General features: G+C 39.6%; 34 protein-coding genes. All 34 read left to right on the forward strand.

Features of this window, described 5'->3' with window-relative positions; translation table 11 throughout:
• Positions 1-357: 357 nt before the first annotated feature.
• Positions 358-666 (forward strand): 30S ribosomal protein S10, encoded by a 309-nt coding sequence (rpsJ, locus tag V7124_RS10435; RefSeq protein WP_289341755.1) that lies wholly within the window; start codon positions 358-360, stop codon positions 664-666.
• A gap of 41 nt (positions 667-707) precedes the next feature.
• Complete coding sequence (gene rplC, locus V7124_RS10440) at positions 708-1,334, forward strand: 50S ribosomal protein L3 (protein WP_335415922.1); 627 nt, start codon at positions 708-710, stop codon at positions 1,332-1,334.
• Between the two features lie 29 nt (positions 1,335-1,363).
• Positions 1,364-1,987, forward strand: coding sequence for a 50S ribosomal protein L4 (gene rplD / locus V7124_RS10445; RefSeq protein ID WP_335415926.1), 624 nt, complete (start codon positions 1,364-1,366; stop codon positions 1,985-1,987).
• Positions 1,987-2,271, forward strand: a complete 285-nt coding sequence (rplW, locus tag V7124_RS10450; RefSeq protein WP_034676080.1) for a 50S ribosomal protein L23 — start codon at positions 1,987-1,989, stop codon at positions 2,269-2,271. Before rplD ends, rplW begins: the two co-directional genes overlap by 1 nt.
• Positions 2,272-2,299: 28 nt before the next feature.
• Positions 2,300-3,130 (forward strand): 50S ribosomal protein L2, encoded by an 831-nt coding sequence (gene rplB, locus V7124_RS10455; RefSeq protein ID WP_335415930.1) that lies wholly within the window; start codon positions 2,300-2,302, stop codon positions 3,128-3,130.
• Between the two features lie 60 nt (positions 3,131-3,190).
• A complete protein-coding gene (gene rpsS, locus V7124_RS10460; protein WP_090767623.1) occupies positions 3,191-3,469 on the forward strand; it encodes a 30S ribosomal protein S19 in 279 nt (92 codons plus the stop codon).
• A gap of 17 nt (positions 3,470-3,486) precedes the next feature.
• On the forward strand, positions 3,487-3,828 hold the full coding sequence (gene rplV / locus V7124_RS10465) for a 50S ribosomal protein L22 (RefSeq protein ID WP_090767626.1): 342 nt from the start codon (positions 3,487-3,489) through the stop codon (positions 3,826-3,828).
• 3 nt (positions 3,829-3,831) lie between these two features.
• Entirely contained in the window at positions 3,832-4,488 is a 657-nt protein-coding gene (gene rpsC, locus V7124_RS10470; protein WP_335415939.1) for a 30S ribosomal protein S3, read from the forward strand.
• A gap of 1 nt (position 4,489) precedes the next feature.
• A complete protein-coding gene (rplP, locus tag V7124_RS10475) occupies positions 4,490-4,924 on the forward strand; it encodes a 50S ribosomal protein L16 (protein WP_090767633.1) in 435 nt (144 codons plus the stop codon).
• Entirely contained in the window at positions 4,914-5,114 is a 201-nt protein-coding gene (gene rpmC, locus V7124_RS10480; protein WP_132096513.1) for a 50S ribosomal protein L29, read from the forward strand. The genes rplP and rpmC overlap by 11 nt, the downstream gene beginning before the upstream one ends.
• Positions 5,115-5,137: 23 nt before the next feature.
• Positions 5,138-5,401 (forward strand): 30S ribosomal protein S17, encoded by a 264-nt coding sequence (rpsQ, locus tag V7124_RS10485; RefSeq protein WP_335415950.1) that lies wholly within the window; start codon positions 5,138-5,140, stop codon positions 5,399-5,401.
• A gap of 39 nt (positions 5,402-5,440) precedes the next feature.
• Entirely contained in the window at positions 5,441-5,809 is a 369-nt protein-coding gene (gene rplN / locus V7124_RS10490; RefSeq protein ID WP_335415953.1) for a 50S ribosomal protein L14, read from the forward strand.
• Between the two features lie 35 nt (positions 5,810-5,844).
• Entirely contained in the window at positions 5,845-6,153 is a 309-nt protein-coding gene (gene rplX, locus V7124_RS10495) for a 50S ribosomal protein L24 (RefSeq protein ID WP_335415956.1), read from the forward strand.
• A 30-nt stretch (positions 6,154-6,183) separates the two neighbouring features.
• Complete coding sequence (gene rplE, locus V7124_RS10500; RefSeq protein ID WP_335415958.1) at positions 6,184-6,723, forward strand: 50S ribosomal protein L5; 540 nt, start codon at positions 6,184-6,186, stop codon at positions 6,721-6,723.
• 24 nt (positions 6,724-6,747) lie between these two features.
• Positions 6,748-6,933, forward strand: a complete 186-nt coding sequence (locus V7124_RS10505; RefSeq protein ID WP_009791316.1) for a type Z 30S ribosomal protein S14 — start codon at positions 6,748-6,750, stop codon at positions 6,931-6,933.
• Positions 6,934-6,962: 29 nt separating this feature from the next.
• Positions 6,963-7,361 carry a 30S ribosomal protein S8 gene (gene rpsH / locus V7124_RS10510; protein WP_034676109.1) on the forward strand — a complete coding sequence of 133 codons (399 nt, stop codon included), beginning with the start codon at positions 6,963-6,965 and terminating at the stop codon, positions 7,359-7,361.
• Between the two features lie 31 nt (positions 7,362-7,392).
• Positions 7,393-7,929 carry a 50S ribosomal protein L6 gene (gene rplF, locus V7124_RS10515; RefSeq protein WP_335415965.1) on the forward strand — a complete coding sequence of 179 codons (537 nt, stop codon included), beginning with the start codon at positions 7,393-7,395 and terminating at the stop codon, positions 7,927-7,929.
• A 32-nt stretch (positions 7,930-7,961) separates the two neighbouring features.
• Positions 7,962-8,324 carry a 50S ribosomal protein L18 gene (gene rplR / locus V7124_RS10520; RefSeq protein ID WP_335415968.1) on the forward strand — a complete coding sequence of 121 codons (363 nt, stop codon included), beginning with the start codon at positions 7,962-7,964 and terminating at the stop codon, positions 8,322-8,324.
• A gap of 26 nt (positions 8,325-8,350) precedes the next feature.
• Positions 8,351-8,851 (forward strand): 30S ribosomal protein S5, encoded by a 501-nt coding sequence (gene rpsE, locus V7124_RS10525; RefSeq protein WP_335416040.1) that lies wholly within the window; start codon positions 8,351-8,353, stop codon positions 8,849-8,851.
• Between the two features lie 13 nt (positions 8,852-8,864).
• On the forward strand, positions 8,865-9,047 hold the full coding sequence (gene rpmD / locus V7124_RS10530) for a 50S ribosomal protein L30 (RefSeq protein ID WP_034676120.1): 183 nt from the start codon (positions 8,865-8,867) through the stop codon (positions 9,045-9,047).
• A 32-nt stretch (positions 9,048-9,079) separates the two neighbouring features.
• Positions 9,080-9,520 (forward strand): 50S ribosomal protein L15, encoded by a 441-nt coding sequence (gene rplO, locus V7124_RS10535; protein ID WP_335415972.1) that lies wholly within the window; start codon positions 9,080-9,082, stop codon positions 9,518-9,520.
• Complete coding sequence (gene secY / locus V7124_RS10540) at positions 9,520-10,818, forward strand: preprotein translocase subunit SecY (RefSeq protein WP_335415975.1); 1,299 nt, start codon at positions 9,520-9,522, stop codon at positions 10,816-10,818. The genes rplO and secY overlap by 1 nt, the downstream gene beginning before the upstream one ends.
• A 58-nt stretch (positions 10,819-10,876) precedes the next feature.
• On the forward strand, positions 10,877-11,527 hold the full coding sequence (locus V7124_RS10545) for an adenylate kinase (RefSeq protein WP_335415978.1): 651 nt from the start codon (positions 10,877-10,879) through the stop codon (positions 11,525-11,527).
• Between the two features lie 274 nt (positions 11,528-11,801).
• Positions 11,802-12,020 (forward strand): translation initiation factor IF-1, encoded by a 219-nt coding sequence (infA, locus tag V7124_RS10550; protein ID WP_007085268.1) that lies wholly within the window; start codon positions 11,802-11,804, stop codon positions 12,018-12,020.
• A gap of 36 nt (positions 12,021-12,056) precedes the next feature.
• Positions 12,057-12,170 carry a 50S ribosomal protein L36 gene (gene rpmJ / locus V7124_RS10555; RefSeq protein ID WP_000868344.1) on the forward strand — a complete coding sequence of 38 codons (114 nt, stop codon included), beginning with the start codon at positions 12,057-12,059 and terminating at the stop codon, positions 12,168-12,170.
• A gap of 23 nt (positions 12,171-12,193) precedes the next feature.
• Positions 12,194-12,559 (forward strand): 30S ribosomal protein S13, encoded by a 366-nt coding sequence (rpsM, locus tag V7124_RS10560; protein WP_090767670.1) that lies wholly within the window; start codon positions 12,194-12,196, stop codon positions 12,557-12,559.
• A 21-nt stretch (positions 12,560-12,580) separates the two neighbouring features.
• Positions 12,581-12,970, forward strand: coding sequence for a 30S ribosomal protein S11 (rpsK, locus tag V7124_RS10565; RefSeq protein WP_335415987.1), 390 nt, complete (start codon positions 12,581-12,583; stop codon positions 12,968-12,970).
• A 176-nt stretch (positions 12,971-13,146) separates the two neighbouring features.
• Positions 13,147-14,091: a DNA-directed RNA polymerase subunit alpha gene (locus V7124_RS10570; RefSeq protein WP_335415990.1), complete on the forward strand. Its 945-nt coding sequence runs from the start codon at positions 13,147-13,149 to the stop codon at positions 14,089-14,091.
• A 64-nt stretch (positions 14,092-14,155) separates the two neighbouring features.
• Positions 14,156-14,518 (forward strand): 50S ribosomal protein L17, encoded by a 363-nt coding sequence (gene rplQ / locus V7124_RS10575; RefSeq protein ID WP_335415994.1) that lies wholly within the window; start codon positions 14,156-14,158, stop codon positions 14,516-14,518.
• 363 nt (positions 14,519-14,881) lie between these two features.
• Entirely contained in the window at positions 14,882-15,721 is an 840-nt protein-coding gene (locus tag V7124_RS10580; RefSeq protein ID WP_335415997.1) for an energy-coupling factor ABC transporter ATP-binding protein, read from the forward strand.
• Positions 15,697-16,563 carry an energy-coupling factor ABC transporter ATP-binding protein gene (locus V7124_RS10585; protein ID WP_335488779.1) on the forward strand — a complete coding sequence of 289 codons (867 nt, stop codon included), beginning with the start codon at positions 15,697-15,699 and terminating at the stop codon, positions 16,561-16,563. The genes V7124_RS10580 and V7124_RS10585 overlap by 25 nt, the downstream gene beginning before the upstream one ends.
• Positions 16,560-17,357, forward strand: a complete 798-nt coding sequence (locus V7124_RS10590) for an energy-coupling factor transporter transmembrane component T family protein (protein WP_335416004.1) — start codon at positions 16,560-16,562, stop codon at positions 17,355-17,357. Before V7124_RS10585 ends, V7124_RS10590 begins: the two co-directional genes overlap by 4 nt.
• Before the next feature lie 12 nt (positions 17,358-17,369).
• Positions 17,370-18,107, forward strand: a complete 738-nt coding sequence (truA, locus tag V7124_RS10595) for a tRNA pseudouridine(38-40) synthase TruA (protein WP_335416008.1) — start codon at positions 17,370-17,372, stop codon at positions 18,105-18,107.
• Between the two features lie 256 nt (positions 18,108-18,363).
• The gene (rplM, locus tag V7124_RS10600; protein ID WP_045516499.1) at positions 18,364-18,801 is read left to right on the forward strand and encodes a 50S ribosomal protein L13; all 438 of its coding nucleotides are present in this window, start codon (positions 18,364-18,366) and stop codon (positions 18,799-18,801) included.
• Positions 18,802-18,808: the final 7 nt, after the last annotated feature.

The following is an 18,808-nucleotide window of genomic DNA, read 5'->3' on the forward strand; positions in this document are numbered from 1 at the left end:
GACGATCCATCTGCTTTTTTTTGTGCAGAAATGTGAGTTTCTACTATATAAATTTATCATTGAATATTCAATCAAAAATGCGTTTCAAAAGGTTATTTCTGGAGAATGACATTTACTATTGATTATGTATAATCAGGTCGCTATAATAATAAAAGTGTGCTAAACGTAACCAATAGAAAATATAAAAAAAAAGTTGCGTTTGCCTATACATTTATGTATAATAGACAATGTTGGTCTTTGACTGCGATGAAGTGAAAGGTTGCTGACACACCCGGCCGCTTTGCCATGGCATTGTGTGTGGGAAATTTTCACTGAGTATGTCTATTTTTAAAATAGGCGAATAAAGGAGGGAAAATAATGGCAAAACAAAAGATTCGTATTCGTTTAAAAGCTTATGATCACAGAATTCTTGATCAATCTGCAGAAAAAATCGTAGAAACAGCAAAGCGTTCAGGTGCAGCCGTTTCTGGTCCGATTCCACTTCCGACTGAGAAGTCAATCTACACGATCCTTCGTGCGGTTCATAAGTACAAAGATTCTCGTGAACAATTTGAACAGCGGACTCATAAGCGTCTAATCGACATCGTTAACCCAACTCCACAAACAGTTGATGCGTTAATGCGTTTAGATTTACCATCCGGTGTTGATATCGAAATTAAACTTTAAGAAAAAATAAATAAACAAATTCTATAGGAGGTGTGACTTAAATGACCAAAGGAATCTTAGGAAGAAAGATTGGTATGACTCAAGTATTTGCAGAAAACGGCAACTTAATTCCGGTTACTGTTGTAGAAGCTGCTCAGAACGTTGTACTTCAAAAGAAATCAGTTGAAAGCGACGGATATGAAGCTGTTCAAGTTGGTTTTGAAGACAAACGTGATAAGTTAGCAAACAAACCAGAAAAAGGACATGTTGCTAAGGCAAACACTACTCCTAAGCGCTTCATTCGCGAATTTCGCGGAGTTGACGTGACAGGATATGAAGTTGGTCAAGAAGTCAAAGTTGATATTTTCGCTGCTGGCGATATTGTAGATGTAACAGGAATCTCAAAGGGTAAAGGTTTCCAAGGTGTAATTAAACGCCACGGACAATCACGCGGCCCAATGGCTCACGGTTCACGTTACCACCGTCGTCCAGGTTCAATGGGACCTGTTGCTCCAAACCGTGTTTTCAAAGGTAAATTATTACCTGGTCGCATGGGCGGAGAACAAATTACTGTTCAAAATCTTGAAATCATTAAGGTTGATGTTGAACGTAACATACTGCTAATCAAAGGTAATGTTCCAGGACCTAAAAAAGCATTATTAAAGATTAAAGCTGCGGTAAAAGCGTAATATCTTCATAAGAAAGGAGGAGCAAAAGAATGGCTAAAGTTTCATTATTTAACCAAAACGGATCACAAGTCGGTGATATCGAACTTAATGATTCAGTATTTGGTATCGAACCTAACCAACACGTGTTATTTGAAGCGATTGTTATGCAAAGAGCTTCATTACGTCAAGGAACTCATAAAGTAAAAGTTCGTTCTGAAGTACGCGGCGGTGGACGTAAACCATGGCGTCAAAAAGGTACAGGTCGTGCCCGTCAAGGATCAATCCGTTCTCCACAATGGCGCGGAGGTGGTATTGTATTCGGACCAACACCACGCAGCTACAGCTACAAATTACCTAAAAAGGTACGTCGCTTAGCGATTAAATCTGCACTTTCATCTAAAGTATTAGAAGAAAATGTATTAGTATTAGAAAGCCTTGCTTTCGATGCTCCAAAAACAAAGGATTTCAAAACAGTACTAGGTGGACTTTCTGTAGAGAAAAAAGCACTTATCGTTACTGCTGACCTTGATGAAAATGTAGCACTTTCTGCTCGTAACATTCCTGGTATAACAGTTGTAACAGCTGATGGAATCAATGTGTTGGACGTAGTAAATCATGATAAATTAATCATGACGAAAGCTGCAGTTGAAAAAGTAGAGGAGGTGCTTGCATAATGGATGCACGCGATATCATTAAGCGCCCCGTTATCACTGAACGTTCTACTGACCTTATGGCTGAAAAGAAATATACGTTTGAAGTTGATGTGAGAGCTAACAAAACTCAAGTTAAAGATGCGATTGTTGAAATCTTTGGCGTTGAAGTTGAAAAAGTTAACATCATGAACTATAAAGGTAAATTCAAGCGCATGGGTAAATTCGGTGGTTACACAAATAAACGTCGTAAAGCAATTGTAAAATTAACTGCTGATAGCAAAGAAATCGAATTCTTCGAAGCATAAATTCTATTAAGAAGAGGAGGGAATAAACATGGCGATTAAAAAGTACAAACCTACCTCCAATGGTCGTCGCGGTATGACAGTTTCTGATTTCGCAGAAATCACAACTAGCACACCAGAAAAATCTCTAATGGCTCCAATAAAGAGAAAAGGCGGCCGTAATAACCAAGGTAAGTTAACTGTTCGTCATCAAGGTGGCGGCCATAAGCGTTCATATCGTATTATTGACTTTAAACGTAACAAAGATGGCATTCCAGGACGCGTTGCCACTATCGAGTATGATCCAAACCGTTCTGCAAATATTGCACTAATCAATTATGTAGATGGTGAAAAGCGTTATATCCTAGCTCCAAAAAACCTAGTAGTAGGTTTGGAAGTAATGTCAGGCCCAGAGGCTGATATTAAAGTAGGTAACGCACTTCCGCTTTCAAACATTCCAGTTGGTACAGTGGTACACAACATTGAATTAAAACCTGGTAAGGGTGGACAATTAGTTCGTTCTGCTGGTACTTCTGCACAGGTTCTTGGTAAAGAAGGAAAATACGTATTAGTACGTTTAAATTCCGGTGAAGTTCGTATGATTCTTGCTGAATGCCGTGCAACAGTTGGTCAAGTAGGTAATGAGCAACACGAACTTATCAACATCGGTAAAGCTGGACGCTCACGCTGGTTAGGCAAACGCCCAACTGTTCGTGGATCTGTAATGAACCCTAACGATCACCCACACGGTGGTGGTGAAGGACGTTCACCAATCGGACGTAAATCACCAATGTCTCCATGGGGTAAACCAACTCTTGGATACAAAACTCGTAAGAAAACGAATAAATCCGACAAGTTTATTGTACGTCGTCGTAAAAAATAACGGGGTTGTACTACGGTTCAAGCGATTGGCCGTAGACCAATCACGAAGGGAGGTTCATCCATGGGTCGCAGCCTTAAAAAAGGACCATTTGTTGATGATCATTTAATAGTTAAGATCGAAAAGTTAAATGAAACTGAAAGTAAACAAGTTGTTAAAACTTGGTCACGTCGTTCTACGATCTTCCCACAATTTATCGGTCACACTATAGCTGTATATGATGGTCGCAAACATGTGCCTGTTTATGTTACTGAAGACATGGTAGGACACAAGCTTGGAGAATTTGCTCCAACTCGTGCTTACAAAGGTCACGGTAATGATGATAAGAAAACCAGACGTTAAGAGAGGAGGGCATCTAAATGCAAGCTAAAGCTGTTGCAAGAACAGTTCGTATTGCTCCTCGTAAAGCACGTTTAGTCGTAGATTTAATTCGAGGAAAGCAAGTTGGTGAAGCGGTGGCGATTTTAAATCATACACCAAAGTTTGCTTCTCCAATCGTAGAGAAAGTATTAAAATCAGCTATGGCAAATGCCGAGCATAATTATGAAATGGACGTTAATAGCTTGGTAGTTACTCAAGCTTTTGTAGATGAAGGACCAACGTTGAAACGTTTCCGTCCGCGCGCAATGGGTCGTGCAAGTCAAATCAACAAGCGCACTAGCCACATCACAATCGTTCTATCAGAAAAGAAGGAGGGATAATCTGTGGGTCAAAAAGTAAATCCAGTCGGTTTGCGTATCGGGATCATTAAAGATTGGGAATCTAAATGGTACGCTGGCAAAGACTTCGCTGAACTTTTACACGAAGACCTTAAAGTTCGTGAATACATCACGAAACGTTTGAAGGATGCTTCTGTATCTAAAGTTGAAATCGAACGTGCAGCAAACCGTGTGAATGTAACAGTTCATACTGCTAAGCCTGGTATGGTTATCGGTAAAGGCGGTACTGAAGTTGAAGCACTTCGTAAAGCTTTAAATCAATTAACTGGCAAACGAGTTCACATCAACATTCTTGAAATCAAGAGAGCTGATCTTGATGCGAAATTAGTTGCTGAAAATGTTGCTCGTCAATTAGAAAATCGTGTATCATTCCGTCGTGCACAAAAGCAAGTTATCCAACGTGCTATGCGTGCTGGAGCTAAAGGAATTAAAACAATGGTATCAGGTCGTCTAGGCGGTGCAGATATTGCTCGTTCAGAACACTATAGCGAAGGAACTGTTCCACTTCATACTCTTCGTGCTGATATCGACTATGCTCATGCTGAAGCTGATACTACTTTTGGTAAGCTTGGTGTAAAAGTATGGATCTATAAGGGAGAAGTCCTTCCTACTAAGAAGAAATCTGCGGAAGGAGGCAAATAATATGTTATTGCCAAAACGCGTAAAATATCGCCGTCAACACCGTGGAAAAATGCGTGGTATCGCAAAAGGTGGCACTGAAGTAACATTCGGTGAATTCGGCCTACAAGCAACTGAAGCTTCTTGGATTACTAACCGCCAAATTGAAGCTGCCCGTATTGCAATGACTCGTTACATGAAACGTGGCGGTAAAGTTTGGATTAAAATCTTCCCACATAAGCCATATACGGCTAAACCTCTTGAGGTGCGGATGGGATCTGGTAAAGGAGCACCTGAAGGTTGGGTGGCTGTTGTTAAACCAGGAAAAGTAATGTTTGAAATCGCTGGTGTTTCTGAAGAAGTAGCACGTGAAGCGTTACGTCTTGCTATGCACAAACTTCCAATCAAATGTAAGTTTGTAAAACGTGAAGAAATTGGTGGTGAATCAAATGAGAGCTAATGAAATTAAAGACCTTACCACTGCCGAAATTGAACAAAAAGTTAAATCTTTAAAAGAAGAGCTTTTCAACCTTCGCTTCCAATTAGCGACTGGTCAACTTGAAAATACAGCTCGCATTCGTGAAGTGCGCAAAGCGATTGCTCGCATGAAAACTGTGATTCGTGAGAGAGAAATAAGCTTTAACAAGTAAAAACCCGAGAGGAGGTTCACAAAATGAGTGAACGTAATCAACGCAAAGTTTACACTGGGCGTGTCGTTTCTGACAAAATGGATAAAACGATTACCGTTTTAGTCGAAACTTACAAAAAGCACCCATTATACGGTAAACGCGTTAAATACTCTAAAAAGTTTAAGGCTCATGATGAGCAAAATGAAGCAAAGATTGGCGATATCGTCCGTATCATGGAAACTCGTCCACTTTCAGCTACAAAACGTTTCCGTTTAGTTGAAATTACAGAAACAGCAGTTATTATTTAATTGTTCGGATAAGTATCATTCCGAAGGGAGGTTACACACATGATTCAACAAGAATCACGTTTAAAAGTTGCTGATAACTCAGGTGCTCGTGAGGTACTTACCATTAAAGTTCTTGGTGGTTCTGGCCGTAAAACTGCGGGTATTGGTGATGTTATCGTTTGTACAGTGAAACAAGCAACACCAGGTGGCGTTGTTAAAAAGGGTGACGTTGTTAAAGCTGTTATCGTTCGTACGAAAAGCGGTGCTCGTCGACCTGATGGATCATACATTCGTTTTGATGAAAACGCATGTGTAATTATCAAGGATGATAAGAGCCCACGTGGAACACGTATCTTTGGACCTGTTGCTCGTGAACTACGCGACAGCAACTTTATGAAAATCGTTTCCTTGGCTCCAGAAGTACTATAATTTAAATTCAAATGCCTTTAAGGAGGTGCTTACGAATGCATGTTAAAAAGGGTGACAAAGTAAGAGTTATCTCCGGTAAGGATAAAGGCAAAACAGGAGTAATCCTAGCAGCCTATCCTAAAGATAGCCGTGTACTAGTAGAAGGTGTTAACATCGTAAAAAAACACGCTAAACCTTCTCAAGTGAATCCACAAGGCGGAATTTTGAGCTTTGAGGCACCAATTCATGTATCAAACGTTATGCCTATCGACCCTAAGTCTGGTAACCCAACTCGTGTAGGTTATACAAATGTTGATGGCAAAAAAGTACGCGTGGCCAAATCCGGTGAAGTACTAGATAAATAAATAGTTTAAATAAGAAGGGAGGTACTATGTATGAACCGCCTAAAAGAAAAATTTGTTAAAGAAGTTACTCCTGCTCTAATGAGCAAGTTCAACTATAAATCTGTAATGCAGGTACCACAACTTAATAAAATTGTAATTAATATGGGTGTTGGTGACGCAGTTGCAAACGCAAAATCATTAGATAATGCTGTTGAAGAACTAGCTACCATTACTGGTCAAAAACCTGTTGTAACTCGTGCGAAGAAATCCATCGCTGGTTTCCGTCTTCGTGAAGGTATGCCAATCGGTGCAAAAGTTACACTTCGCGGTGAGCGCATGTACGAATTCTTGGATAAATTAGTTTCAGTTTCTTTACCTCGTGTTCGTGACTTCCGTGGTGTTTCTAAAAAATCATTCGATGGTCGCGGTAATTATACTTTGGGTGTTAAAGAACAATTAATCTTCCCTGAAATTGATTACGATAAAGTAACGAAGGTTCGTGGAATGGATATCGTTATCGTAACGACTGCTAACACTGATGAAGAAGCACGTGAACTGTTAACACAATTTGGAATGCCATTCCAAAAGTAATCGCTAAATAAGGGAGGCGAAAACGTGGCTAAAAAGTCAATGATAGCGAAACAAAAACGCACGCCTAAATATCCGGTTCAAGAGTACACTCGCTGTGAACGTTGCGGCCGTCCGCACTCTGTATACCGTAAATTTAAGCTTTGCCGTATTTGTTTCCGTGAATTAGCATACAAAGGACAAATTCCTGGTGTCAAAAAAGCTAGCTGGTAAACCCCAAGTCTGGGAAGGAGGTAAAAATAATGGTCATGACAGATCCGATTGCTGATATGCTTACTCGCATTCGTAATGCGAATATGGTGCGTCACGAAAAGTTAGAAGTGCCTGCTTCTAATATTAAAAAAGAAATCGCTGAAATCTTAAAGCGTGAAGGCTTCGTTCGTGATGTAGAATTTATCGAAGACAACAAGCAAGGTATTATCCGTATCTTCTTAAAGTACGGTTCTAATAATGAACGTGTTATCACAGGTCTTAAGCGCATAAGCAAGCCTGGACTTCGTGTTTATGCAAAATCTACTGAGGTACCACGTGTCCTTAATGGTCTTGGTATCGCACTAGTATCAACTTCAAATGGTGTTATAACAGATAAAGAAGCTCGTGCTAAACAAGTTGGCGGAGAAGTATTAGCTTACGTTTGGTAAAATAGTTTCTGAATGAATGGAGGTGCACTAAATGTCTCGCGTAGGAAAAAAACCTATTGAAATCCCTGCAGGAGTAACAGTTACTTTAAATAATGAGACTGTTACAGTTAAAGGACCTAAAGGCGAACTTACTCGCTCTTTTAGTCCCGATATGGCAATTAACATTGAAGAGAACCTAGTTACAATTACTCGTCCATCTGATATGAAAGAACACCGCGCATTGCACGGTACTACACGTGCGGTACTCGCGAACATGGTCGAAGGTGTTTCCAAGGGCTTCGAAAAGAAATTAGAACTTATCGGGGTTGGATACCGTGTTCAAAAGCAAGGCAATAAGCTTGTATTGAACGTTGGGTATTCACATCCAGTTGAGTTTGAACCAGAAGCTGGTCTTGAAATTGAAGTACCTGCTAATACAAAGATTACCATCAAAGGTACTGATAAAGAACGTGTTGGCGCGTTAGCTGCCAATATTCGTCAAGTTCGTCCTCCAGAACCGTATAAGGGTAAAGGAATTCGTTACGAAGGCGAATTTGTTCGTCGTAAAGAAGGTAAAACTGGTAAGTAATGCCGCTTAGGTAAACGAAAGGAGTGACGTAAATGATTACGAAGCTTGATAAAAATGCTAGTCGGAAAAAAAGACATGCTCGTGTTCGTTCGAAGCTTAGCGGTACTGCAGCTCGTCCGCGTTTAAATGTGTTTCGTTCCAACAAGCATTTATATGCTCAATTAATCGATGACATGAGTGGAGTAACACTAGCAAGTGCTTCTACTATGGAAAAAGATCTTAACCTAGAATCTACAAGCAACGTTGATGCTGCGAAGTTGGTCGGTGAATTAGTCGCTAAACGTGCGGTAGAAAAAGGTATCACTGCAGTTGTTTTTGACCGTGGAGGATACCTTTACCATGGACGTATTCAAGCATTAGCTGATGCTGCTCGTGAAAACGGCCTACAATTTTAATAGATAAAGGAGGGACACATATAATGATACGTCGTATTGATCCAAACAAACTTGAACTAGAAGAACGCGTTGTAACGGTAAACCGTGTAGCCAAAGTTGTTAAGGGTGGCCGTCGTTTTCGCTTCTCTGCTCTAGTAGTAGTTGGTGATAAAAACGGTCATGTAGGTTTCGGTACTGGTAAGGCTCAAGAAGTACCAGATGCGATTCGTAAAGCAATTGAGGATGCGAAGAAGAACTTAATCGAAGTACCAATGGTCGGAACTACTGTTCCTCACCAAGTAATTGGACGATTTGGTGCTGGTGAAATTCTTCTAAAGCCTGCTTCTGAAGGTACAGGAGTTATTGCTGGTGGTCCAGTCCGTGCTGTTCTTGAATTAGGCGGGGTACAAGACATCCTTTCTAAATCATTAGGAACTAACACTCCAATTAATATGGTACGTGCAACAATTGATGGTTTAAAACAATTAAAACGTGCTGAAGACGTAGCAAAATTACGTGGTAAATCAGTAGAAGAACTGCTAGGATAAGGAGGGAAATCAAATGGCAAACAAACTATTAATTACCCTCAACCGCAGTGTAATTGGTCGTCCTGAAGACCAACGCGCGACAGTTACTGCTCTAGGTTTACGTAAATTAAATCAAACAGTTGAGCACCAAGATAATGCTGCAATTCGCGGTATGATTACGAAAGTCGCTCACCTTGTAACAGTAAAAGAACAATAATTGATTGTTTTCTTTCATAAGGAGGTGCCAATATGAAACTTCATGAATTAAAGCCTGCTGAGGGTTCTCGTAAAGAACGTAAACGTCTAGGACGTGGTATCGGTTCTGGTCAAGGAAAAACTGCTGGTAAAGGTCATAAAGGTCAAAATGCTCGTTCCGGCGGTGGTGTCCGTCTAGGTTTCGAGGGTGGTCAAACACCTTTATTCCGTCGTTTACCAAAACGTGGATTTACAAATATCAGCCGTAAAGAATTTGCAATTGTAAACCTTGACGTTCTTAACCAGTTTGAAGAGGGTACAGAAGTTACTCCAGAACTTCTAATTGAAACTGGTATTGTGAAGAACGAAAAAGCAGGAATTAAAATTCTTGCAAAAGGGAACGTAGAGAAAAAACTTACTGTTAAAGCTCATAAATTCTCCTCTACCGCCAAAGAAGCAATTGAAGCTGTAGGTGGAACTACTGAGGTGATCTAATGTTCCAGACAATCTCCAATTTTATGCGCGTGGCTGAAATTAGAAGAAAAATTATTTTCACTCTTTTAATGTTAATCGTTTTTCGATTAGGCAGTTTTATCCCTGTCCCAAATGTAAATGCTGAAATATTGGCAGCACAAGATAAATTAAGTGTATTTGGTATTTTAAATACCTTTGGCGGTGGAGCGTTACAAAACTTCTCCATCCTTGCTATGGGAATTATGCCTTATATTACTGCTTCCATTATTATTCAGCTTTTACAAATGGATGTAGTTCCGAAATTTACGGAATGGTCAAAGCAGGGTGACGCTGGACGTCGGAAATTAGCACAGTTTACTCGATATTTCACGATTGTTCTTGGCTTTATTCAAGCTATCGGCATGTCTTATGGCTTCAATACTATGTCAAGTGGTCAGTTGATCCAAAATCCTGGAATTGGTACTTACTTATTAATCGCAGTTGTTTTAACTGCCGGTACTGCCTTTTTGATGTGGTTAGGTGAGCAAATAACTGAAAAGGGTGTAGGAAATGGTATTTCCATCATTATCTTTGCAGGGATCGTTGCAAGTATTCCTAACACAGTCAATCAGATCTATGTACAGCAGTTTGAGAATGCTGGTGAGCAATTATTCCTCCGTATTGTTACGGTTCTTTTAATTCTCCTAGCAGTTATCGCAATTGTTGTTGGTACCATTTTCATTCAACAAGCAACAAGAAAAATTCCAATTCAGTATGCAAAACAGAAATCAATCAACGGTCGCAATGCAGGTGGACAACAATCCACGCATATGCCGTTAAAGGTTAATGCTGCTGGAGTTATCCCTGTAATCTTTGCAGTTTCTTTTATTGTAACCCCAAGAACCGTTGCATCCTTTTTTCCAACGAATGATGTAACTGTATGGATTATAAGAGTATTTGATTATTCCCACCCAATTGGGATGACGCTATACGCTGCTCTGATTATTGCGTTTACGTATTTTTATGCTTTCATTCAGGTTAATCCTGAACAGGCAGCAGAAAACTTACAAAAGCAAAGTGGTTATATCCCTGGTATTAGACCAGGCAGGAGTACACAGGAATACTTAACTCGCGTATTGTATCGTTTAACCTTTGTTGGTGCACTTTTCTTAACAGTTATTGCGGTTCTTCCTATTATCTTTATTTCAGTAGCGAACCTTCCGCAATCAGCTCAAATTGGGGGAACAAGTCTTTTGATCGTTGTGGGTGTAGCGCTTGATACGATGAAACAGCTTGAAGCACAGCTAGTTAAACGTCATTATAAAGGTTTTATTAAATAATAAGGTTTAGGGGACATCGTTCCCTCTAAACCCATAAATAGCACGAGGGGGAACACGTGTGAATTTAGTATTAATGGGGCTACCGGGTGCTGGAAAAGGTACTCAAGCCGAACAAATCGTCGAACAATACGGCATCCCTCATATCTCTACTGGAGATATGTTCCGTGCAGCGATGAAAGAAGGAACAGAACTAGGGTTAGAAGCTAAGTCTTTCATGGACAAAGGCGAACTTGTTCCTGATGCAGTAACAATCGGCATTGTTCGTGAACGTTTAAGTAAAGAAGATTGTAAAAGTGGCTTTTTACTTGATGGCTTTCCTAGAACGGTACCTCAAGCAGAAGCATTGGAAAATCTTTTATCTGACTTAGATAAAAAGATTGATTACGTAATCAATATTAATGTTGATAAAAGTATCTTAATGGATCGTTTGACTGGTCGTCGTATCTGTAAAGAATGTGGTTCAACCTATCATTTAGTATTTAACCCTCCTGCAAAAGAGGGCACTTGCGACAAATGTGGTGGAGAACTCTACCAACGAGCAGATGATAATGCAGAAACCGTTCAAAACAGATTAGACGTCAATATCAAACAACAAGAACCATTGCTTACTTTTTACGAAACAAAAGGTTACTTGCGTACAATTGATGGTCAACAGGACATTAAAAAAGTATTTGCAGATATCCAGCAATTGGTCGGGGACTTACGTTAATGACCACACATTTAAAGGTAAGATCGACTCTCGAGCATCTCTTCAATAAGTTTCAAAAGTATGTAGATGTAAATGGCTTTTCTATTGTACAGAGTATGTAGGACCGAGAGTTGGGCAAGACTTACATGTGGAAAATGAAATTCCACTAATATACTTGCGGACAGAAGTCGAACATTATGTTAATATTAAAAGGTTGCTATTGTTTTGTACCTAAGAAAAGTATTTGCTATACATTTGCGAACCTAATAATTGAATTGAGAAGGGAGACGAGTTAATGGCCAAAGATGATGTAATTGAAATTGAAGGTAAAGTCATTGAAACTTTGCCAAATGCAATGTTTAAGGTAGAATTAGAAAATGGTCATACCGTGCTAGCTCATGTTTCTGGTAAAATCCGAATGCACTTCATTCGCATCCTTCCGGGTGACAAAGTTACTGTCGAGCTTTCTCCATATGACTTAACACGCGGAAGAATTACTTACCGCTTTAAATAATTGCTTGCACTCCGTATTACTAAGGAGGTTAGGATAATGAAAGTAAGACCATCTGTTAAACCGATCTGCGAAAAGTGCAAAGTTATCCGTAGACGCGGTAAAGTCATGGTTATCTGTGAAAACCCTAAACATAAACAAAAACAAGGTTAATCTTGAAGGAGGTGCGCTCATTTATGGCACGTATTGCTGGTGTAGATATTCCACGTGAAAAACGTGTAGTTATCTCTTTAACTTACATTTATGGTATTGGTAAAAATACTGCACAAAAAGTATTAGCAGATGCTGGTGTTTCTGAAGATACTCGAGTGCGTGATTTAACTGAAGACGAACTAAACAAAATCCGTGATATCATCGACAAATTAAAAGTTGAAGGTGACCTTCGCCGTGAAATTTCTCTTAACATTAAGCGTTTAATGGAGATTGGTTGCTACCGCGGATTACGTCATCGTCGTGGGTTACCGGTTCGTGGACAAAACACGAAAAACAACGCTCGTACACGCAAAGGTCCTCGTAAGACTGTTGCGAACAAGAAGAAGTAATCGGCAAAGGAGGTTATTTAAATGGCACGTAAAACTAATACACGTAAACGTCGTGTTAAAAAGAATATTGAACAAGGTATTGCACATATCCGTTCAACATTTAACAATACAATCGTAACTATTACTGATGTCCATGGTAATGCAATTTCTTGGTCTAGTGCTGGTGCGCTTGGATTTAAAGGTTCTCGTAAATCTACTCCATTCGCAGCACAAATGGCAGCTGAAACTGCAGCTAAGACATCTATTGAACACGGTATGAAAACTCTAGAAGTTACAGTTAAAGGACCTGGTGCAGGTCGTGAGGCTGCTATTCGTGCTTTACAAGCTGCAGGTCTTGAAGTAACTGCTATTAAAGACGTTACTCCAGTACCTCATAACGGATGCCGTCCACCAAAACGCCGTCGTGTTTAATTTTTCTGTATAGACATTGAAATCCCTGTCTATAATGGGATATGATACTGAAGTTTTGTAGGTCATACAGAAGAATTATTCCAGTTGTTGTGCACAAAACGGGAACGTATACATGGGGGAATTTCGATTAGAAATAAACTAATCGAGGTTTCGACGTTTTGAAGGAGGGTTATTTGATGATCGAAATAGAAAAACCAAAAATCGAAACGGTTGAGATCAACGATGATGCCAAGTACGGGAAGTTCGTCGTAGAGCCACTTGAGCGTGGATATGGTACCACTTTGGGTAACTCCTTACGTCGTATCCTATTATCTTCACTTCCTGGTGCCGCTGTTACATCGATTCAGGTCGATGGGGTACTTCATGAGTTCTCAACAATAGAAGGCGTCGTAGAGGATGTAACATCCATTATCTTAAACATTAAAAAATTAGCTTTAAAAATCTATTCTGATGAAGAAAAAACTCTTGAAATTGATGTTCAGGGTGAAGGACCGGTTAAAGCAGGAAATATTACTCATGATAGTGATGTTGAAATTTTAAACCCAGATCTTCATATTGCTACATTATCTTCAAGTGGTCATCTTCGTATGCGTTTAACGGCTAAGCGTGGTCGTGGTTATACACCTGCTGAGCAAAATAAGCGTGAAGATCAACCAATTGGCGTTATTCCAATTGATTCTATTTTCACTCCTGTTTCTCGTGTATCCTATCAGATAGAAAATACTCGAGTTGGTCAAATGACTAACTATGATAAGTTAACGCTTGATGTTTGGACAGATGGCAGCACTGGGCCAAAAGAGGCAATTGCTCTTGGTTCGAAAATTCTAACCGAGCATTTAAATATCTTCGTTGGGCTAACTGATGAAGCGCAAAATGCTGAGATTATGATCGAAAAAGAAGAGGATCAGAAAGAAAAAGTCCTTGAAATGACGATCGAAGAACTTGATTTATCCGTTCGTTCATATAACTGCTTAAAGCGTGCTGGAATCAACACTGTTCAGGAATTAGCGAATAAGACTGAAGAAGATATGATGAAAGTTCGTAACTTAGGCCGTAAATCACTTGAAGAAGTGAAGGCTAAACTAGAAGAGCTTGGATTAGGCTTACGTAAGGATGACTGATTAAGTCTTTCTATACACTATAACTAATTCGTTTTAATGACTTCAACAAAGGAGGGAACCCTTCATGGCATACAGAAAGTTAGGACGCACAAGCGCACAGCGTAAAGCTATGCTTCGTGATTTAACTACAGATTTAATCATCAATGAGCGCATTGAAACAACAGAAACTCGTGCGAAGGAAATTCGCGGTACTGTTGAGAAAATGATTACTTTAGGTAAACGTGGTGACTTGCATGCTCGCCGTCAAGCTGCTTCTTACGTTCGTAATGAAGTTGCTGATGCTGAAACAGGTACTGATGCACTACAAAAACTTTTCACTGACATCGCTCCTCGTTATCAAGAGCGCCAAGGTGGATATACTCGTATTATGAAAATTGGACCACGCCGCGGCGATGGTGCACCAATGGTAATCATCGAGTTAGTTTAATACCTTTAACAGACAACAAGGGCGCTGGACAGTTTTCGTTACAAACTTGTTCTTGAGCCCTTTTTCTGTATAATAATTTTATAAATTACGAACCAAGCCAAAAAGAGCGTTATGATGAGCGTGACCCTTATGACTAAGGGCACTTGAGGATTTTTTTCTTCTCCTTGGAGAGATGAATGTAAGTCTTTTACTTATCTTTTTCACGTCTCGTCTAGCTCATGCACCTCCTCCTTTTTCTATTTTAGAAATCCCGTTTAAATGGCAGATTTACTCTTCAGCTGCCCGGGGTGAGGTGCAGGCTTTTTTTGTATTCCTAGAGCTTAGCACAGATAGAATAGCAGAGATGAGAGGAGAAATACTTTTATGCGAAAGACCATTATTTCCTTAAATGAAGTGTCTTTTCATTATGAAGGTCAAGAGCGAAATGCGCTTCATAAAGTAAGTTTTGATATTTATGAAGGTGAATGGTTAGCCATTGTCGGTCATAATGGATCCGGAAAATCAACCATGGCAAAGCTGTTAAATGGACTGCAATTTCCCCAACAGGGCGAGATTACAGTTTGTGGAATTCGTTTAAATGATGAATCCATTTGGGAGATACGAAAGAAATTAGGAATGGTCTTTCAAAATCCTGATAATCAGTTTGTTGGTACAACTGTACAGGACGATGTGGCTTTTGGTTTAGAAAATCATGGAATTCCTAGGGATGATATGATCTTAAGGGTAGGGGACTCTTTAAAAAAAGTTAAAATGGATCAATTTCTTAACCAAGAGCCTCACCATCTTTCTGGCGGACAAAAGCAGCGAGTTGCAATTGCAGGCGTACTTGCATTAAAACCGTCTATCATTATTTTAGATGAGGCAACATCAATGCTCGACCCAAAAGGTAGAGGAGAAGTATTGGAAACAGTTAGAGCTTTAAAGGAAGAGAAAGCCCTTACTGTTATTTCGATTACACATGATTTGGAAGAAGCTGCGAAGGCTGATAGAATTATTGTAATGAACAAAGGCGAGGTCTATCGCAAGGGTAATCCTGAAGAGATTTTCTCATTAGATGAAGAATTGGTTCACTTAGGGCTTGATATCCCCTTTTCTATAAAAATGAGTAATGCATTCCGCCGAAAAGGAATTAATTTATCAAAGCACTATTTATCAGAAGAAGAGTTGGTGAATGAGCTATGGACATTTCGCTCCAAAATATAGAGTACCGGTACCAAGCAAATACCCCATTTGAGCGTTTGGCGATTAAAGATGTGTCCATTGACATTCCAACTGGAACTTATATGGCATTAATTGGCCATACGGGTTCGGGAAAGTCCACTGTTTTGCAGCATTTAAATGCCTTGTTAATGCCGACTGAGGGAATGGTTGTCATTGGTAAACATGAGGTCAAAGCGAAACAAAAAAATAAGAATCTAAGAGAGATTAGGCAAAAAGTCGGCATCGTTTTTCAATTTCCTGAGCATCAGCTATTCGAGGAAACGGTTGAAAAGGATATCATTTTCGGGCCAATGAATTTTGGTGTCTCAGAAGGTGAAGCAAAAAAGAGAGCACGACTTGCTTTAAAACAAGTTGGTCTACATGAGGAGATATTAGAAAAGTCTCCATTTGATTTGTCAGGAGGACAAATGCGCCGTGTTGCAATTGCGGGTGTTCTTGCAATGGATCCGGATTGCCTGGTGCTGGATGAGCCAACAGCTGGTTTGGATCCCCGTGGTCGTAAAGAAATTATGGATATGTTCTATACTCTCCACAAGGAGAGAAATCTGACTACTATCCTTGTAACCCATAGCATGGAAGATGCTGCCAAGTATGCCGATCAAATCGTCATTATGCAGGAAGGACATGTCGTAAAACAAGGTACACCTGTTGAAATCTTTTCCTCTATAACGGACCTTGTAGAAATGGGGCTCGATGTACCAGAAGTAGTTCGCTTTCAAAGGAAACTAGAAGATAAATTGGGGATTCAGCTAGGGAAAACCTTTCTTTCAATAGAAGAATTAACTACTGCTGTTGCAGAACTGTTAAGAGGTGCACCAGTATGATGGAAAAAATGATAATTGGAAGATACGTTCCTGCAGATAGTTCAATCCACCGAATGGATCCTAGGTCAAAGCTTATCATCATTTTCTTATTCGTTTGTATTATATTTTTGGCGAACAATTTTTTTACCTATGCACTTATTGGTATTTATACCTTTTTAATGCTTGGCTTATCCAGAATTCCCTTCCGCTTTTTATATGCTGGGTTAAAACCTGTGCTTTGGTTAGTTTTATTCACTTTGCTATTACAGGTTTTCTTTACCAAAGAGGGAAGTTTATTATATCAGCTTGGTCCAATAAAGATTTATGAAGAAGGTGTCAGACAAGGTATCTTTATCTCAATGAGATTCTTTTTCTTAATCTTGATGACGAGTCTGCTTACATTAACAACCACTCCGATAGAAATAACAGATGGGTTGGAAACACTATTACATCCTTTGAAAAAAATCCGATTCCCTGTACATGAAATGGCTTTAATGATGTCTATTTCTTTAAGGTTTATTCCAACACTTATGCAAGAAACGGATAAAATTATGAAAGCACAAATAGCTCGTGGTGTGGAATTTTCCAGTGGTCCTGTAAAGGAGAGAATAAAGGCTGTCATCCCATTACTCATCCCGCTATTTATAAGTTCGTTTAAGCGCGCTGAGGAACTTGCTATTGCTATGGAAGCAAGAGGATACCGCGGTGGTGAAGGAAGAACTAAATACCGGTTGTTGAGTTGGAAACTTTCTGACACGTTTCAACTTTTGATTCTTGCCATTTTAACACTATTATTAATCCTATTACGTTCATGATGGAGTTAAAACATGATTCGCTATAAATGTATTATTTCCTATGATGGATCTGGTTTCTCTGGTTATCAGGTCCAGCCAAATAAACGTACTGTTCAAAGCCAGATTGAGGCCACTTTAGCCAAGATGCATAAGGGCAGGAATGTAAAAATAACGGCTTCTGGAAGAACGGATGCCGGGGTCCATGCAAAAGGACAGGTCATTCATTTTGATTCCCCATTGTCTCTTCTTGAGGAAAAGTGGGTGGCAGCCTTAAATTCAATGCTTCCTGAGGATATCTCTGTGCTATCCGTGGTAAAAGTAGACACGAACTTCCATGCTCGTTTCGATGCTAGTGGAAAGGAATACCGTTATTTTCTTTATCAATCTTCGAAAAGGGATCCATTTCAACGCAATTATGCTGTACATTATCCGTATCCTTTGAATCTTAAAGATATGAAAGAGGCATGCCAATATTTACTTGGTACCCACGATTTTTCTAGTTTTTGTTCTGCAAGAACGGATGTAGAAGATAAGGTTAGAACAATCGAGGAAATTGAGATTTTACAGGATGGCGAACAAATTAGCTTCCGTTTTGTCGGGGATGGATTTTTATATAATATGGTCAGAATTTTAGTCGGAACTTTACTAGAGGTTGGCTCAGGAAAACGAAAACCGCCAGAAATCGTGGAGATCCTTGAAAAAAAGGATCGTAGCTATGCAGGCAAAACCGTACCTGGACAAGGTTTATATCTTTGGAATGTTTATTATTAAACGTTTCTCATATAACAACTGAACCTAGTGTAACATTTTCTTGACATTTTGCACGAAAGAATTTATTATATTATATGGTTGTGTTTTTAATCCCACGATTAAGCCCCGGAAAGTCTTCATCGTGATTGAAAATATATGATACTAAAAATTGACCGCACAATGGCCTTGTCGTTTATTCCCGGAACAGAACGAACGATAACCGCTTATGATGGTGCGAAAAATAATCTTTAATGGAGTTAAATTAGGAGGGAAATTCATGCGTACAACGTTTATGGCTAACGCCAACAATATCGAGCGTAAATGGTACGTGATTGATGCTGAAGGCAAAACTCTTGGACGTCTTGCTTCTGAAGTAGCAGCAATCCTACGCGGTAAAAATAAACCAACTTTTACACCACATGTTGACACTGGTGATCATGTCATCATTCTTAACGCTTCTAAAGTTGAATTAACTGGTAAGAAATTAACTGACAAGATCTACTACCGTCACACTATGCACCCAGGTGGTTTAAAAACTAGAACTGCTCTTGAAATGCGTACGAACTATGCTGAGAAAATGATCGAGCTTGCTGTTAAAGGTATGCTTCCAAAGAATTCTCTTGGCCGTCAAACATTCAAAAAATTACACGTATATGCTGGCAGCGAACATCCGCACCAAGCACAACAACCTGAAGTTTACGAACTTCGCGGTTAATAAAGAG

It is taken from the genome of Neobacillus niacini (assembly GCF_036961885.1).
Lineage (GTDB): Bacteria > Bacillota > Bacilli > Bacillales > Cytobacillaceae > Neobacillus > Neobacillus niacini_H.